An 18305-nucleotide genomic window follows, 5' to 3' on the forward strand; every position below is an offset into this window, starting at 1 on the left:
GATAATGTACTGTTACGCAACCTGATCAGTGACATCAACAATCGCAATCAGCTTTTCATTTAGAATTTTCTTCGCACAGTTACAGCACTTTCCACACTGCTTACCAACAGATAATGTCTGGCTAAGATCACGCATTGAACGAGCACCATCGTCTATCGTCTCTGCAATCTTTTTATCTGTAACACCATGGCAAATGCACACGTACATAAATGAAAACCAATCTCAAACTCATTAACTGACAACAAGTCTAATCTAAACGATAACAATTATCAACACATACCTTAGCTATAAATGCGAATTATTTTTCTTTGTAAGCTGCAGCAAAGACTTCGTTATTCACACTTCGTAAAACGTCGTACTCAAGCCGACGTTTATTTCTATAAAATTAAGAAAAATCCAGTAAAACTGCTACGCTTAACTTAACCAGATGAGTGTCACTTTAAACATGAGAGTTTGGGTGCACTTTCACCCAAGAAGATTGTTTTGTTTGCTACAAATGACAAACCTTAAACATGTATAAATTGTTAAATATATTGCATAAAAACCAAGGTTTAAGTTGATTTCAATCTAGCATTTCCGCTAGACTTCGCGTCACCGCTAACAGTTTTATTAGCGCGGATCAGCTTAGTTTGATTGGTAACATGTTGTTAAAGGACTAAATGAGATTGGATAGAGAAAGGTCTTTTAATGAAGCAAGCGCTATTGTGTTTTTTTATATTATTATCTTTGTGTTGCATAGTCGCGCCTAGCCACGCCCATAACTTCGGTCAATATACTTCTCGTTTCTCTGTTGAGGAGGGGTTAAGTCAATCAGCAATCACCGCCATCACACAAGATAAACATGGCTTTATTTGGATCGGTACTCTTCAAGGCTTAAACCGCTATGACGGCAATCAAATCGTTAGTATTGCAGCCTCTCAGGGTCTTGATGAGCAAGAAATAGTTGGGTTATTCAATATCTCGAATGACGAGTTACTGATCTCTACTGGTATCAGCGGTGCGTATTTACTGAATGTTGATGACTACACAGTTCAACAAATCTACGACGGTAAACGTCAAGACAACAACGCAGCTCCAAAACCCATCGCTACAGCCATTGCTCATCGAGAAAATATCATCTTCTCCATTGAAAGTGACCTCTACACATTAGATCGCGATACGTTAAAGTCAGAATTACTCACTCACTTCGCACCAAGTAGCTACATTCGCGCCATAAACGTTATCGGTAATTTTGTGATTATTGGTACAACGGAAGGTCTATTCACCTATTCTCTTGCGACCGGCAATGTAGAGCAAATAAATTACACAGATTCAAAGTCAGAACTCAGTCATGATGTTAAATTACTCAAACGCGACCCATCGTTGGGGTTACTCGTTGGTACTGTAGAAGGCTTATTTGTAATTCCAGTCAGTAATCAAACACTTGTTGCTTCAAAAAGCTATGAGCTTGTGCCTGAGAAAAATATTTGGGGACATCAAATCACTCCCTATGGCGAGTTTATTGCTACCGAACATGGATTGTTGCTTATTGATAGAAGAAAAAAAACCAGTTCAAAGGTGCTTTCCTTAACCGAGGGGCAATATCGTCTCACCAATCCCAGTATCACTAACCTTTACGCAGATAGAAACAATAACCTATGGATGGGCACGTATAATGATGGTGCATATTTATGGCCTTCAAGCTCGCTGCGCTTTACAACATTTATAAACACCCAAGACAGATTTGCCAATAACAATATCTGGTCGATTCACCCTACCAACAATAACACGGTACTCCTTGGTACGGATAACGGCATTAATGAGTTTGATTTGAGCACCCAGCAATTGAAATCCAGTTACCTGCAAAATAGAGACCCAAAAGCGCTGTACGGAGCAGATGCTGTATTCTCTATTTTTAATTCTTCATATTTCGACAAAAATACATTTCTTATACAAACAACTCAAGAGACCGCACTATTTAACACCGACACCAAACAGCTAAACCCAATTACGCTTGAAAATGGTGACAAACTTGAACCATATAGCTGGGGTATCGCTAAGTACTCAGAAAGTAAGTTTCCATTTATCAATAGCAACGGGTTTTATGAATATGATGCTGCCACTAGTACAGTGCGGGCATTAGAAGGACTGTCAAAGCAGCTGGCAGCGGCACAGAGCTTTTTGATCCTACCGCCTTTGGATACGACTAACGATGAATATTGGATAAGTACGGACATCAGTTTGGTCAAATATAATGAGTCAACAGATACCCTAACAACAATTTACAACAAATCGGATAAGCACTTGGTCTCCGCCGTTAATAGTTGGGTAGTAGATAGAGCTGGAACACTATGGTTGGCAACCTCAACCGAAGGTCTAGTCGGGATCAATAAAGATACTTACGCCGAAGAATACAAGCTAACCACTGAACAAGGTTTGATGAGTAATGCTATCTACAATCTCCAGTTAGATAGAGATGGAATGATTTGGGCCAGCAGTCAACGCGGCATGTTTAAATTTGATCCAATAAATAAAGTATTGGAAACCTTTGGAACGAATCAAGGCCTGCCGACGCTTGAGTTTAACGGAGGGGCAGCAGCAGCACTTGAATCTGGCAAGCTGATGTTCGGTACAGTCAACGGCTCTATCACTTTCGATCCGGAACAGTTTTCAGATGGCGCGGTTAAGCGCCGCCCACTACTGGTCACTCAAATGGATATTTTAAGCAGGGATCAAACCTACTTAGCACCTGATGCAATTTTGCAAGCATTTGATTTTAAGTTTGATGACATGGGCATTGAGCTACAGTTTTCTGATTTTGACTTCAATGCCAATCATCATATTCAATACCAAGCTTCTTTGCATGGTCCAAGTGCACTTATGTTTTCAAGCTTAAAACGAAACAAAGTATTTCTAAATCAATTACTCCCTGGTGATTATCAGTTAATCGTTGCACCGCGTTCGCTTGACGGTGATGACCTGAGCAACGCACTCAACTTGCGCTTTCATGTTGCTCACTCTCCATGGCGCTCGCCTGTTGCATTAATCTTATACAGTCTAAGTGCATTCGCGCTAATATCGCTCGTCGTTATTAAGCACAAACAGAAACAACGTCAGCTTGAAACTGCACTTAAAGCCGTTACGCATGCAGGAAGGCAAACGAAGCTGGCGTTGAAATCAACCAAAAGCGGCGTTTGGTCAGCAGATGTCGTTGCACGCCAAATCACACAGCAGCGCGCCGAAGCGCTTGGCTTTGAGAGTGATACTATGACGTTGCAAGAACACTATAACGCCATTCATCCGGATGATAGAGAAGTTGTCGAGCGTGCTTGGAAGAAATTTATTTCTAACCCGACCAAAGAGCAGCTTTCTCTATCTTATCGACTGCGCTGCACTGACAATAATTGGCACTGGTTTCACGACTTTGGCCAAGTCGCAGAGTTTGACGCACAAGGCAAAGCCACTGAACTACACGGTATTTATACCAATGTAACCACGCAAAAAGCGAACCAGATGCGCGCAAATATGCTGGGTGAGGCCTTCAGCCAAGTGAACGATTGGATTGTGATCTTAGACCCTAACTTACAGCCCATTTCGGTCAATAGTAGCTTCTGTAGAGCATTTCAACTACAGGAAAACGAAGCGTTAAACGACTTAACGACTGAGCGTTTTGTTAATGCCATCGGGCAAAAGAAGTTCCACGGTTTAATTGCAAATTTAAAATCTCTTGGACCAAATCAATATCTAAGACAGGAAGTTCAAGTTACAGACGGCTGGGATAAAGTGCATCCAGTTCAACTAAGCATTAGCGCGGTTTCCAAGGACAATGTGAATCTCCAATACTTCGTGGTCGTTGTTACCGATTTGACTGAGCAGAAAAAAGCCGAGAATGAACTTAGATATCTCGCCAATTTCGACGCTTTGACGGAGCTGCCGAATCGCAGCTTAATGCTACAGCACATTGAATTTGCGCTGTTTAACGCAAACAACACACAGCAAAGCTGTGCCCTACTCTTTATTGACTTAGATAAATTTAAACCAATTAATGATGCCTATGGACATCATATTGGCGATAAACTACTGGTCGCGATAACTAAGCGGATCAAAGAGCAAATTAACAATAATTGTATCTTAGCAAGGCAGAGTGGCGATGAGTTTCTTGTGCTAATTAAGTCCTTCCCTAGCATCGAATATGTGAGCGAGGTAGTCTCCCGCTTAGTGAAGCACATACCCGAACGTATCGAAATTGATGGGATCACCATGAGTGTATCTGCCAGTATTGGCGTTGCAGTTTACCCGTTTGATGCACCGGACTCAGAATCCTTAATCCGTAACGCGGATATCGCCATGATCCATGCAAAGCAATCGGGAAGAAATGCATTCAAGTTCTTTACTGAGACAATGAATGAAGAGATCAGTAAAAAGCTTCGGTTAGAAACCGCAATGAAAACGGCAGTTAAAGACGGTGAGTTTTTCAATCACTATCAGCCTATCATCAATACCACAACGGGTCAGCTTGCAGGCGTTGAGTTACTCATGCGTTGGCGCAATAATGACATGCTAATTCCTCCATGCGATTTTATTCCAATCGCTGAAGAAAGCGGCTTGATCGAAACCTTGACTGAGCAAGCGCTTATCAGAGCCTTAATAGAATTGCGTCCATTGTTTACACAAGAACCAGACTTTTATTTATCTCTTAATTTAAGCGCGGTACATATTTTACGCTCAGATATCGCACACCAGTTCACTGAGATTTTAAAAGCGCATGGTCTTACTAATCGTTGCTTAAGACTTGAAATCACCGAGTCAATTTTTATGTCTGATATGGTTAAGGCACGAGCAACTATCAACGAAATGAAGCGGGCTGATTTTATATTGCTACTCGACGACTTCGGCACTGGCTTTTCTTCACTCACGTATCTGAATGAGTTCCCTCTTGATATTATAAAGATTGACCAAGGGTTTGTACGCAATATGAGCGCAAAACCCGCGAATAAATCTATCATTAGAACCATTTATTTATTGGCGCAAAGCTTAAACATGAAGTGTATTGCAGAAGGTGTCGAGACAGAATCTCAGCTTAATTATCTAAGAGACGTAGGCTGTGAATATATGCAAGGCTACCACTTCGCAAAGCCTATGGCGATTGACGATTTGCTCGCATTTTACGAACAGCATGAACGCTCACGAGCTTGATCGCGGGTTGGGTGGGCTAGCCTAAGCGTTAGCCCTTATCTTGCGTTTCACTACCAGGCAGTTCTGAGCGCTGCCATTCACTAAGCTTTTGATAAAGTTCGTTAATATCAATGGGTTTAGCAATAAAATCATCCATGCCTGCCTGGATACATTTTTGTTTATCTTCTTCGTAGGCGTTCGCTGTTATCGCAATAATATGTGGATTGCCGTATATATTTGGCTCGTTTCTGATCGCTTTGGTACAAGCAAAGCCGTCCATATTCGGCATTTGGCAATCCATTAAAACCAAGGCATAGTTTTTCGCCTTCATTGCAACTAAAGCTTCGACTCCGTCGTCCACTTTATCTAACAAGCAGTGCGTTTTCTCTAGCAACTTACCAACAACCACTTGGTTAATTTTATTGTCTTCTACCAATAGAACATCGAGGCCATTAAAATCAGGAGCCCCTACTTCTTGTTGCTCTCTCTTAACCCCCTGCCCTTTTGAAGCTGGAATATCTACATAGAATTTACTACCGAGCCCAAGTTCACTGTGAATGCTTATCTCGCCATGCATCGCTTCGACTAGTTTTTTAGAAATAGCTAAGCCAAGTCCGGTACCACCAAACTTTCTTGTGGTTGAAAGGTCTGCCTGAGTAAACTCATGGAACAACGTTTCCTGTTGCGCTTTTGAAATGCCAATTCCAGTGTCAGCAACAGTAAACTTTAACATCCCACTCTCATAATGGACGGAAAGTGTTATGTGGCCTTTGTTGGTAAACTTTCCAGCATTGCTGAGTAAATTATTTACCACTTGTGACACGCGTAGTTCATCTAACTCAAGGTATGTAGGGAGTTCAGCCCCCTTCTCGTACTTAAACTCAACACCATATCTGACGTTAGAAATTTTGAAAATGCTGACCAGACTGTCGAGCATTTCTTGTAAATTCACTGCCCGGCGTTCTATTTTCAAAGCCCCCGCCTCAATTTTAGAATAATCCAAAATATCATTGAGGATAAGCATCAGGTTCTTTGCCGACTGCCGTATAATTGTTATTTGGTCTGCCATCTCATTGCTAAGACTTTGCTCTCTGATCAAGCTATCCGACATACCGATAATTCCATTTAACGGCGTTCTAATTTCATGACTCATATTGGCGAGGAACCGGCTCTTGGAATGATTAGCAGCGTTAGCGGCTTCTACGGCTTTGGTTAGCTCTTCCGTTTTCTCAGCAACTTGTTGCTCTAACTCACGATTGAAGTCGGTAAGCTTGCGGTTAAGTCTTTCGTTTTCTAGGCTGGCTTGGTTTTGTTTTGTAAAACTCAGTGTTAGCTTAAAAGCCAGCTGATTGAACTGTTGCTGCAACTCAATTATTTCTAGAAAGCTGCTGTCTGCATTAGCCGAATTTTCGATTAAAGTTGAAGGTTCGTAAGCACGAATATCATGACTGAGCGCCACAATTGGACGCACCAACAATCGCGTGAGCTGACGGACAAAAATAGAGCTCAATACAATAATCGCAAGCGCAAGTCCCAATGCATCTGACCAAGCTTCAGCAGCAACTAAGTTAAGATATTTACGGTCAAGCATAGTGATAACTGACCATTCATATTGTTTAGATACCGCAGTTTGTTTAAATAAGATCTGCTCAGTCGAGTCTTCAAAAGTTGAGGATTCCTTATCAAATAGGGCTTGCAACACCACATCACTTGGCATATCTAGGGTTTTAAATTCGGTCTTTAACGAGCTATAGACAACCCTTTTGTGTTTATCCAACACAATCAAATTGGCATCTTCAGCAAGAATTTTTGGAATAAAGCGTTCAAATGAACCAAATATTAAAGACCCTTCCACAATCCCCCTAAACTCTTCAGCGATAAAGATTGGTGCTGAAATTGCGACAATAGGCGCTTCATCAAAACCACGTCCTTGAAATATGCCTGAAACAAATCCTTCTGGGTATTCGGGAGCTTTAATAAAGTAGTCTCTATCTGACACATTGGCGTTTGTTCCCTTCATCGTCTCAGCAAAATGCTGCGGATAAAGGTGAGTAACATTAGCATCTTTGTCCGCAACAATCGCGGTTCTAAAATTAGCATGAGTTTTTAGCAACCGCTCAATAACATAATCAGCATCAATCCCTAAGGATACATCCGTTGCGGATATCACCATCGCGCGACGGTATGCATCAAGGTAGTCATCAATTTGAGCGACAATAGAACCGGAGGCTTCTTCAAGCTGTGTTTTTATCTCTGCTTCAATTCTTTTATAGTAATTGTTTGTCAGCACGACGGTTGTCATTAATACAACTAAAACGATAACAAGGTTGACGGTAGAATTCAGAATTTGATTGAGCGGCATCCCTTGCCATTTGCTGCGAGTAAAGAAAAAGCTCAGCAAGTCGACCACAGCGAGGCAAATACCAGCGTTGATTAGGTACTTAGCAAGTGCAGTGAATATAACGAGTAACGGCAGTTCGAGGGCAAAATAGCCAAAAATAAATAATGCAGGTAACCCCAACAAAATCCAATAAACGATACCCCGAACAAAAAATGGCTTGGCGAAACGGACGCAGACAAAGTGAAGCCACAACACTTCGAAGAAAAAAACCACAGAAGGCCAAGCATGCTCCCATCGATACCAAATAAAACCGGCACCTATAATCACAGCGATGATGGCATAGCGCCATCCGCATAGCAGCAGGATAAATAATACAAACAGCTGGCCAAAAAGGAATTCAGAACTATCCAAAAACCAAATTGGCAACAGATTGGCCAGCCCGCCAAGTACACCTAAGACTAAAGTTATGATGAGCGCTTGCTTTTGATTCAAATGTTACATCACCGGTTTTTGATATTGCCTATGTATAACAATAAAAAATATTTTAAAACCTGCCAAGGTAGTGCAACAAATAACTAAAAAATATATCACACATTGGGTTTATTTTCCCTAATGATGAGGGCAGTCATGGCTCTCTATTTGTAGCACACTACTCAGCACATTAAAGGACTTTTTCAACGCTTCTTCCACTTCCACGCGACACGCTGAATCATGAGATTCGATAGTACAGTGATGCTTTAATACCACATGTGCACCAACGACAACCGCCCCATCAATTTTGCTAACCGTAATATTATGGGCGCTTTCAACATGCTCCGTAGACACAATCGTTCTCTCAACTTCTTGAACCGTAGGTAAAACTTCTGGGGGTGTAGCAAGTCCTTTAAGACAAGCAATTATCACCTTAATTCCTGTGAACAATACAAAGACAGAAATCAGCATGCTCGAGAGAATATCAACCACCTCCCAGCCTGTGAGGTGTATAATCACACCTGCGATAAATGTCGATATGGTGGACAGTAAATCAAAAAATGAGTGCAAGAAAACAGCATAGACGTTAATACTGTCTTTACGGCCTTTGTACAGCACCCAAGCGGAGGCCCCATGAAACAAAAACCCAATTGCAGCAATCATAGACATTAAATAGCTATTCACCTCTAGGTCATGACCGCCCGCATGATGAGACAATCGCTCACTCCCTTCGAGCAAGATAATTACCGCAATTGAAAGGTAGAGAATGCCATTGATAAGTCCACCGGTATATTCAGCACGCTTGTAACCATCGTTATATGTTTTAGCAAGATAAACTGCCACACTTGACGCTATCAACGCGATAAATAAAGAACTATTGTGCACAAACAAGTGTCCAGCATCAGCTAACACAGCGAGAGAATTAGCGTAATAAGCACCAATAACTTGAATGATCATAAAAGAGCAAGTGATTGCAAGCGCAATCAATAATCTTCGGCGAGAAGCTTGATGCGTAGTGATATCTGTCATGAAATGAGTCGTGTACCTAATTTAATATAAGATGCTACGTACAACCACAGCATAAGATGGAGCCACTTGACTAAATGCACCTCACCTTATCTTTTTATACCGTGTAGGAAAAAGCTGTGATTCAAAAATACAGAAATAAATCTAGAAATATACGTAGTTAACCTGAGCTTAGGATAATTAATGCCTTTCTAGCAGCCAACTTTAGCGCTAACTACGTTGAATTCACTTCCAATAGCCAGCTATTGGTGCGCAAATTCGCCTAGTTATCATCAAAACTCTCTGGCTAGATAAGGTAGTAATTTAATGTTACTTTAGAAACAATGAGTTACCTCATTCCTCATCTAAACCTCAGGTTAGTTATCGTTTAAACATTGCCCTAAATGGCAATGATATACAGTCTCAATTGTAACGTTTCCACGAGCTAAATGCACTAACATTTGCGGCTGTAACGGCCGACTTTATAGAAAATTTTGACACCCATCGCTTTTACTTGCGGTAAAGTACAATTAGATTTTTTCCAACTGAGTCACAACGTCGGTTGCGATTTGCTTTAATATTTCACAATCAGCTTCACTCAACTCTCGGGGTTCTATATCGATAACACATACGGTCCCAACGCGAAAACCGCTGGACAATATGATAGGAGCACCAGCATAAAATCGAATATGAGGGGCATTTAACACCAAAGGGTTATCCATAAAGCGAGGATCTTCGAGCGTATCATGAACCACAAATACCGTGTCTTCTAATATTGCATGACCACAAAATGAAACATCGCGAGACGTTTGCTCAGCATCCAATCCAAAGCGAGATTTAAACCATTGCCTGTTCTTGTCAACAAGACTCACCAATGCAATTGGAGCATCAAAAACATGGGCAGTAAATTGAGTAATTCGGTCCAATTCAAGTGTTGGTTTTGTATCGAGTATCGCAAGCTCCCTAAGCGCATGTAACCTAGCAGGTTCGTTTTTAGGTACCTCAGGGATTTTCATAATCTACTTACTTAATTAGACAGTGTTTATATTTCTACTATAGTTTGTTTTGTGAGATAACGCAGGTGGCAAATGTGAGCAAGTATTTTAAAATAATCTCCCTAACTCTTTTTTCCCTAGTCTGCTTAAGTGGTTTTTACCTTGAAATTAACGAGTTTAATAAAAATCGTGTAGTTCACCAGAGTCTGACTTTATACTACAACAACCTTTCCGCCCTAGATAAAGCGATTGAAGTGATCTTTAGTCTGCAACGTGAACGCGGCATGTCTACGGGGTTTAAGTCCGAAGAAGAACACGACGCGCGACTACTGGCATATTATCAGGAAACGGACGAAAAAATAATAAGACTCACTGCTGAAAAACTCACGAGCATTAATAACTTCGATCAGTTTCAATTGACCATAAAAGACGATATACAAACACTGAGAAAGCTCAATAGACAGGCAAATATCAACCACGAGCAACTATTTCTTCGCTACACGATTTTGATTAATCACTTAATCGATACAGTCCGAACCATACAAACTGAGCAGTCCTTCATCCATAATTTTGGTAGCAATGAGAATAGAACACAGTACCAGAATATTCACACACTTATCAGAGCAATTGAGTTAGGGGGCAGACTCAGAGCTAAGATCAGCCGATACCTAACGGCAGATGAAGAGCCCACTAGATTAAGTGCAATGAGAAGCGCGCTACAATACTACGCCACTCATGTCACACTGATGGACAGCCTCAAAGATAATCAAAATACCGTACAGCTATACAATGCCGCTACGGCGTCTAGAGAGTATGACTATGTCACCTCAGCCCTAAACCGCTTTAGCCGTGGAGCTGAAATCAACTTACCACACTATGTGTGGTGGGATAACAGTACTGCCTATTTGAACTTGCTCGCTAGTGGCAGCCTGAATTTACTTGAATATATGAAGGACTCTGCTGCCGCATCTATGCAAAATTCACAAGAGCGAGCTCAAACCTCACTCATTATCTCTTTGATCATTGCGCTGCTTTATATCATTTTAATTTGCCTATTGATTAGAGCGTTTACCGAATTAAAAATATATAAAACGGCACCGCTTAGAACACAAACCGCACAACTCATTGTGATATTTTCGTCAGTACTTGCCGTGCTATTTGTGGAACATTTTGCAAGTCAAAAGCAGCTATTATACCTCTCTGAAGTACAAACTCTTAGGCAGCTGAACAACCACTCATTGGAGCGTATAAACCACCTTAAAACGCTATGGTACAAGCCACATGTTGAAAGCCTTAGGTATGCCAGTATTAGCACCAATGCCGATCTCGCTAAACCGTCTCAGTTGCAAACGCTAGCCGTTAATAATCTTAATAACACTCAGTATGTAGACAAAAGCCAGATCGCGTCGTTTTATTCTCAATATCAAGAAAGTTTGCACCGTGGAGGGGTAGTTACACAAATTATAAAGGGTAATGATGGCCATCGAATATTGATTATGGCGGGTCTTGGGCTGTCCGATAAGGGGCTGACAGAAACACTGTATTGGTACGAAGTTCAGCTGGATGTCTTACTTGGCAGCCTAGAACTCAGCCTTGATACTCGCCTAGAAAACGCATCGGGTTACTACACTATGCAGGAAGTCGAGGCGATTAAAATTAGCGGCACGCATACTCCACTAAGTCAATTACTGCTTACTAATAATATTGACCAAACCGACTTTCTAAGTGCAAAAATCTGGGATCAAGAACTTCAAGTGGGTGCTTATGCTTATTCACGTGAAGCATTTAATCAAGATCTCTTCTACACCATAGAAATTAAGTTTATCTGGCAGGTGTTGTCATTAGTTGCATTTTGCTTATTTGGTTTAGCAATTAGCTATCGTGCCCAACAAAAAGCTAAATTAGACAAGCAAGCTGCAAAAGACGCGATTCAAAAGCGTCAAACTTTATTGAATTCATCTGAAAAGCTTGCCGCTATCGGTAGTTTTGAGGTGCCTGTTGGACAACACGTAGCACATACCTCAGAAGGATTTAGGACGCTGTTTAACTTAACTCCCAAACTTGAGTACCATAACTTAAAACCAATTATAAAGTTACTCGATAATGGCAATAGGAAGAAGTTACAATCAAACTTACGCTCCTTAACTCACGATCAATCTAGTGAACTTCAATTGACAATAAGAGACGAATCTTCAACTAGATACCTAAATGTCATTCTCAATTTAAAATACTACTCAAGTGAAAATTCGCAGTTTGTTGTCGGGGTTGTAAAAGATGTAACGAATCAAGTTAATGAAAACAATCGCCAAAAGAGAATACAAAAAGAACTCGTTGCCGCGAGAAAAGCGGCCCTAGAAAAAATGCATGAAGCGGATGTGGAAAGAATGTCAGCGCAGCATTTACTCAAAGTCCAAAAGTCGACAGAAAAGCTGCTTCAAGAAGCCATTGATTCATTCCCAGCATTTATCCTGCTAATTGATGAAGACCAGCATATAGCCATGCTGAACCAGTTTAACGAACACATCAAAAGAACTGATCACAACGAATACCAATTCATGGGAAGCTCTCTCAACAAAGGCTCTGACGTTATAGCATTTATTACCCAGCTTCCAATGACAGACAATAGCGAATTACTGTCCATGTTAGAAGAGGCAAAAGACAAAGAACAGTATCAAGCACTAACAACGTGCCAGTATGTCAGTGAAGATATCCTGCACTGGTTCAACGTGTTAGTGAAAAACATCACCACAGATTCAGGGAAATACACCCTCATCTATCAGAATGATATTACTAAAAGTATCAACTTTTCTGCAGAGCTTGAGCAAGCTCGCATAAAAGCAGAGCAAGCAAGTGAAGCAAAGTCTCGGTTCCTAGCAACAATGAGTCACGAGATAAGAACGCCGATGAACGGCGTGGTAGGCATGCTGGATATTCTCGCCCAGTCTAACCTTGATCACGAGCAATCTCACCTCACCAAAGTCGCAAAAAGCTCAGCATTAGTACTACTTCGAATAATTAACGACATATTAGACTTTTCAAAAATCGAAGCAGGGAAAATGCAACTTGAATCTACGCCATTTAGCTGGCAAGAAATTATTAGAGAACTCGCGGAGCTCCTTGCATATCAAGCGGACTCTAAAAAGCTCAAGCTTGCCTTTTATCTTTCGCCACAGTTACCTAATTGGCAATTAGGAGATCCAGTTAGACTGCGCCAAATTTTATTAAACCTAATCGGTAACGCGTTAAAATTCACCAAAACTACTGCAACCGCCGCTGGCTTTGTAGAAGTGACTATTGGGCGCTCTCCCGATGATGGTTATATGGAAATTAGCGTGAAAGACAATGGTAAAGGTATGTCCGAAGAACAAGTAGAAAACCTTTTTAAACCATTTGTTCAAGCAGATAGCAGTATTCAACGCCAATATGGCGGCACCGGACTGGGCCTTTCCATTACCCACAAACTTGTAGCCATGATGGAAGGGGAAATTGACTGTAGAAGCCTCGAGGGTTTTGGCAGTAACTTTATTGTTACTCTGCCATACTGTGAAGTGCCAAAACAAACCCGTGATATTAGCTTAACCTTAGACAGACTAAAAATTGCTGTGGTGGGCGACGAGGACAAATTTGAAAAAGACCTGCAAAATCAACTGCGCATCTATGAAGCCCAATGTGAAATATTCCCTCGAGAACTGTTTAACGCGCAACTGATTGATAGTCAACAATTTGATTATCTCGTTATCACTGCAGAAGCCTTCCAACAACTCACTACAGAAGGAAAAGAAGTTTTCATCGCGGAAAGCGAGTGCAAGTATATTTTACTAGACAATAATCAGGACAAGCTTCCGCATGCAAACAATATCAACGTCTCAAACCTCGCGCTATATCCTTATTACGCTTATAAAGTCGTTTCACACATCGCCACCTTAGAAGGGCTAATTGACAGTGAATCAACAAGTGACGACAGCGAGACTAAATCTAAGGCACTACCCACAATTAATGATGCCCAAGCACTAAACAAGCTTATCTTAGTCGTCGAGGACAATGTTTATAATCAGGATTTATTCAAAAGACAGCTAGCTCTGCTAGGCTATCAATGCATTATTGCCGACAATGGTAAAGTTGCCTTGCAGCTACTCGAACAGTATCACTTTTCGCTTATTATTTCAGACTGCCATATGCCTGTGATGGATGGCTATGAATTCGCAAAACAACGTCGCGAGCATGAACGTGAACGCAATCTAGAGCACATTCCTATCATTGCTGCAACGGCTAATGCGTTAGACGGTGAGAAAGATATTTGCTTTAACGCCGGGATGGACGATTACATTGCAAAGCCCATTGTCTTGCAGAAATTAAACAAAAAGCTAAAAAAATGGTTTTCGAGCAACATTCCAGCAAACAGCCAAGAAGCAGAGCATGCTTCCTCATTGATGGAGGAACTAGATGCGCCAACCAGACATATCGACTTGGTGATACTCAGTGAATATGTAGGTACAGATAAAGAGTTACAGAGTATTTTCTTAAGAAGCTTTGTCGACGACACGAAAAAACTGTTACAAGGGGTAGACCTAGAACATCCTGAAAGTGTCAAGAATATTGCACATCAAGGGAAAACCTCGGCGAAGGCTGTCGGCGCAACACAACTCTCTGAAAAAATGGCAGAACTTGAACATGCAGCAGGTGAAGGTAAGCAGATAAAAATTGAAAATTTATTGAATCAATGTTTGATGCTTTTTGATAATGCACAAGCTGAAATCGCTTCTATACTTAATGTGGAAGATCTCACGTAACACGTGCTAAAAATTCAGGTCTAGTATGTATGATAAATGAAAAGCACCTTATTATTGCGATTGATGATAGCGAGCTTATTCTCACACAATTGCAATTGTTGATTTCTAACCAGACACCGTGCGCCTTTAAAGGGTTTAACAGCGGGCTGTCTGCATTAGAAAGTCAAGAACTCCATCAAGCTTCCCTTATTTTACTTGATATCAACATGCCGCAAATGGATGGCGTAGAGATATTGCGGAAATTTGCCGAACTAAGTATCCAAGCACCTATCGCTTTGCTAAGTGGTGAAAAAGGTCTATTTATCAAAAATACCGCTGCACTGGCAGAGCTTCATGGCCTCACCATTATATCTAGTTTAGAAAAGCCACTTTCTGCAACTAAGCTAAAAGAACTTTACAGTCAGCTTCAGTCTCAAAATACATCCACAAAGTCCCAACACGCTCTACAAAACTATAGTAAAGATGAGATCTATGAGGGATTATTGCGAGAAGAGTTTTGTGCGTATTTTCAACCTAAAGTCGCAAGTTCATCCGGTGCAATCATTGGCGCAGAAGTGCTTGCAAGATGGCATCATAGTACCGATGGCACTGTGCCTCCTTCACAGTTTATCGCGACAATGGAAGAGAACGAATTAATTCACCTGCTATCCTATAGCCTGTTGAAACAAACCTTGTCCTTGCTTAGCTATAATCGAGATATTCTTAAAGCGCTTCAATTCAGCATTAATTTGAGCGTGAAAGAGCTAGAAGACATAAAACTCCCAGAAAAACTCGAGTCTATATGCGAAGAGTATTGCACCCCCACCTCTCAAATCACTCTAGAGTTAACTGAGAGTCACTTGTTAGATAACATCAAGCGTGCGCTTGATGTGTTGCTGCGTTTAAAACTTAAAGGCTTTAAGCTGTCTATTGACGACTTTGGTACAGGGTATTCTTCTATTAAGCAGCTCAACGAGTTACCGTTTGATGAACTCAAAATCGATAGATGCTTTGTTGATGGCTGCTCAACGCAACCAAACAAACGCGTCATTATCGCGAGCACCTGTGAGATGGCTCACCAACTTGGACTAGAGGTCGTCGCTGAGGGTGTCGAAGAGATTGAGGACCTAGTCGTTGTACAAAGTTACGAAGTAGAATCGGTTCAAGGCTATTATTACTACCCACCTTGTACCCCGTCGGAGTTTTTGCAAACTGTCTCTGAATCCGCATTGCAAAAGTCTCATTCTAGTAAATAATTAAATTTAATAGGCTTTGATATACTCTCATAGTTAGAGGGAATCTATGCATAAAAAAGACGTTGAACACGCACAACGACATCCAAAAGTGATTATTATTTGCGACGATCCTGCAGAAATGACTGGCGTTGTTGATATTGTTGCTTCTCAAGTCAATGAATACCGTACTCTCACTAGTCATAAAGAAGTAGCTGAAGTGCTAACTGAGTCTCCACCAGATGTCATTGTTATTGCTCGAAAGACTGTCGCAAAAAGCGTCGAAATCTATAGTTTGCTCGCCAAGCATGGCTTACTTAACTATGCTCATGAAAATATTTTACTGTGTGAAAACAAAGAGTCAGGCGTGGCCTTTCGATGTTGTATGAAAGGTATTTTTACCGATTATTTTGTCTACAAACCGATGTATGAGAACTACCGATTTCGTATGATCTTACATAATGCTTTGGTTCGTACGGAAGGCACGTCTGAGGTTGCTAAAATCAGAGAGGAGCATTTTGGTCGCATAGATGACAAGCTAAAGCAATTGATTGATGATGCAGCTTTGTATCATCAAAAAGCGGATGAGACGCTACAAACGGTAAGACGTAATCTCGACAATGAAAAAGGGATTAATAAAGTTCAAGATGACTTGCTAAATGAATTAAAACAAAAACACTTATCGCCACTGCTGGATGAACTAGAACACCAATTGGCAGATAGCGTTCATGAATTAACAAAAAGATTGAAAGATAAACAATTCTCTATCGCTGAGCTTACAGCATTGCTGAGCGAAAAAGACAACTCTAAGTGCGCGCAATTAGCGCAAAATGTATTGCCAGTAGGTGATACCGGTGAGGTTGATGTTAGCGAACCAAAAGCGCTTGAAACCAAGCAAGAAGAAGTAAAAATAATGGTGGTGGAAGACAACGAAATTTATCGAGAGATGATAGCCAAGATCCTACGTGATGAGGGGTATAAAGTAGACTGTGAAACCAGCGGGTTAGGTGCTATAAAAACATTGAGAAAACATAAATTCACCATGGTATTTATGGACTTATTTATGCCAGAGCTTGATGGCTACAATACAACCAAAAATATTCGCAATATTCCACATTGTAAAAAACTTCCTATCATTGCGCTAACCAGCAATAAAAACAAAGATATAATCAGAAAGTGGGCGTCTTTGGGGCTCACTGGGTACATCACCAAACCGTCTACCAAATCATCTATTTTAAAAGCTGTGGAAAAAGCACTTACGGAAAACCAATAAGTTGCGTAAAGTACAAATCAGCAAACATTATCAAATCGAGTTCTGCCATGATAAGCCATATCAACTCTGACGTAAGTTTCGGAGTTGTAATACCAATTCGCCTAATTAAGTGATCTATTTTGAGGCGAATTGGTAAAAGTGGCCGCATAAACCAACAATGAAGTGAATGATGACTAGAAAAGCAACAACCCTGAGCCAATACACTACTCGCTTAAATATTGTTATTGATTACATCTATAACAATATTAATCGCGAACTTGATGTGATCACGCTTGCTGATCAATGCCATATGTCGACTTATCACTTTCACCGTGTTTATCGCTCAATCGCTGGGGAAACCATCAATGCAACCGTAAGAAGAATGCGACTACATGTTGCTGCAGGTATGTTAATTCGCACCCAAGACTCCATTGCAAAGGTGGCTGAGCAGACCGGTTATGCAAGTATTGAAGCGTTTAGCCGAGCATTTTCTCAACGATATAAGCAACCACCTAGCCTATTTCGCCAACATGAACAGGCCAAGGCAAAAGGCTGTGCGGCCGAGTTTTATATCATTAAGGTAGAAGAGGATTCGAATATGTTTAATGTAGAAATAGGCAGTAATGAGCAAATGACGTTAATCGGACTTGAGCACCATGGCGATTACATGCAAATCGGTCAAGCATTTGAAAAATTAAACGTACTGGCGCAGCAACAAGGCTTATTAGGTGCGGATACGCGTTTCTTTGGTGTATATTTTGACGACCCAAAAACCGTCGAGGAAAGCAAACTAAAATCAATGGCAACAATTTTAGTGCCAAAGACAACCGCATCTCTCCCAGAGGGGCTTTGTGAATTCGCCATTCCATCGGGCAAAACAGCTAGCCTACTTTACCAAGGTGACTATGCTTCTCTTGAAACGCCTTACGAGTACCTGTTTGGACAATGGTTACCTAACAGTGAGTTCGAACCTGCCGATGTGCCTGTTATCGAAGAATACTTAAATGATGTTAGAGATACACCACCACACGAGCTTCTCACTCGTATCACTTGTTACATTAAATAACTGACTTTTATCCTGTTCAG

General features: G+C 41.0%; 9 protein-coding genes. 5 read left to right on the forward strand and 4 right to left on the reverse strand.

Going from position 1 to position 18305, the window contains the following annotated elements:
* Window positions 1–12: 12 nt before the first annotated feature.
* Window positions 13–207, reverse strand: a complete 195-nt coding sequence (locus tag GSF13_RS01930) for a (2Fe-2S)-binding protein (RefSeq protein WP_010607506.1) — start codon at window positions 205–207, stop codon at window positions 13–15.
* A 480-nt stretch (window positions 208–687) separates the two neighbouring features.
* Here GSF13_RS01930 and GSF13_RS01935 point away from each other — a divergent pair, with 480 nt between their 5' ends.
* On the forward strand, window positions 688–5175 hold the full coding sequence (locus GSF13_RS01935; protein WP_211865826.1) for an EAL domain-containing protein: 4488 nt from the start codon (window positions 688–690) through the stop codon (window positions 5173–5175).
* 28 nt (window positions 5176–5203) lie between these two features.
* On the opposite strand, the gene GSF13_RS01940 is transcribed toward GSF13_RS01935, so the two are convergent.
* The 3 genes from GSF13_RS01940 to GSF13_RS01950 all read right to left on the reverse strand — a co-directional run bounded on the left by GSF13_RS01940 (window position 5204) and on the right by GSF13_RS01950 (window position 9987).
* Window positions 5204–7987 carry an ATP-binding protein gene (locus tag GSF13_RS01940; RefSeq protein ID WP_211865835.1) on the reverse strand — a complete coding sequence of 928 codons (2784 nt, stop codon included), beginning with the start codon at window positions 7985–7987 and terminating at the stop codon, window positions 5204–5206.
* A 117-nt stretch (window positions 7988–8104) separates the two neighbouring features.
* Window positions 8105–8995 carry a cation diffusion facilitator family transporter gene (locus GSF13_RS01945; RefSeq protein WP_010375246.1) on the reverse strand — a complete coding sequence of 297 codons (891 nt, stop codon included), beginning with the start codon at window positions 8993–8995 and terminating at the stop codon, window positions 8105–8107.
* Between the two features lie 506 nt (window positions 8996–9501).
* Window positions 9502–9987, reverse strand: coding sequence for a GAF domain-containing protein (locus GSF13_RS01950; protein ID WP_206471117.1), 486 nt, complete (start codon window positions 9985–9987; stop codon window positions 9502–9504).
* A gap of 74 nt (window positions 9988–10061) precedes the next feature.
* Here GSF13_RS01950 and GSF13_RS01955 point away from each other — a divergent pair, with 74 nt between their 5' ends.
* The 4 genes from GSF13_RS01955 (at window position 10062) to GSF13_RS01970 (ending at window position 18285) form a co-directional block, all read left to right on the forward strand.
* A complete protein-coding gene (locus GSF13_RS01955; RefSeq protein WP_211865837.1) occupies window positions 10062–14756 on the forward strand; it encodes an ATP-binding protein in 4695 nt (1564 codons plus the stop codon).
* A 29-nt stretch (window positions 14757–14785) separates the two neighbouring features.
* The gene (locus GSF13_RS01960) at window positions 14786–15991 is read left to right on the forward strand and encodes an EAL domain-containing response regulator (RefSeq protein ID WP_010607501.1); all 1206 of its coding nucleotides are present in this window, start codon (window positions 14786–14788) and stop codon (window positions 15989–15991) included.
* A gap of 46 nt (window positions 15992–16037) precedes the next feature.
* The gene (locus GSF13_RS01965; RefSeq protein WP_010607500.1) at window positions 16038–17240 is read left to right on the forward strand and encodes a response regulator; all 1203 of its coding nucleotides are present in this window, start codon (window positions 16038–16040) and stop codon (window positions 17238–17240) included.
* 166 nt (window positions 17241–17406) lie between these two features.
* Window positions 17407–18285, forward strand: coding sequence for an AraC family transcriptional regulator (locus tag GSF13_RS01970; RefSeq protein WP_233525275.1), 879 nt, complete (start codon window positions 17407–17409; stop codon window positions 18283–18285).
* Window positions 18286–18305 lie beyond the last annotated feature (20 nt).

Source organism: Pseudoalteromonas sp. M8, from assembly GCF_018141365.1.
GTDB lineage: Bacteria > Pseudomonadota > Gammaproteobacteria > Enterobacterales > Alteromonadaceae > Pseudoalteromonas.

Coding starts and splice junctions, on each gene's coding strand:
- GSF13_RS01935 (WP_211865826.1), top strand. CDS start 688: ATGAAGCAAGCGCTATTGTGTTTTTTTATATTATTATCTTTGTGTTGC.
- GSF13_RS01945 (WP_010375246.1), bottom strand. CDS start 8,995: ATGACAGATATCACTACGCATCAAGCTTCTCGCCGAAGATTATTGATT.
- GSF13_RS01950 (WP_206471117.1), bottom strand. CDS start 9,987: ATGAAAATCCCTGAGGTACCTAAAAACGAACCTGCTAGGTTACATGCG.
- GSF13_RS01965 (WP_010607500.1), top strand. CDS start 16,038: ATGCATAAAAAAGACGTTGAACACGCACAACGACATCCAAAAGTGATT.
- GSF13_RS01960 (WP_010607501.1), top strand. CDS start 14,786: ATGATAAATGAAAAGCACCTTATTATTGCGATTGATGATAGCGAGCTT.
- GSF13_RS01970 (WP_233525275.1), top strand. CDS start 17,407: ATGATGACTAGAAAAGCAACAACCCTGAGCCAATACACTACTCGCTTA.
- GSF13_RS01930 (WP_010607506.1), bottom strand. CDS start 207: ATGTACGTGTGCATTTGCCATGGTGTTACAGATAAAAAGATTGCAGAG.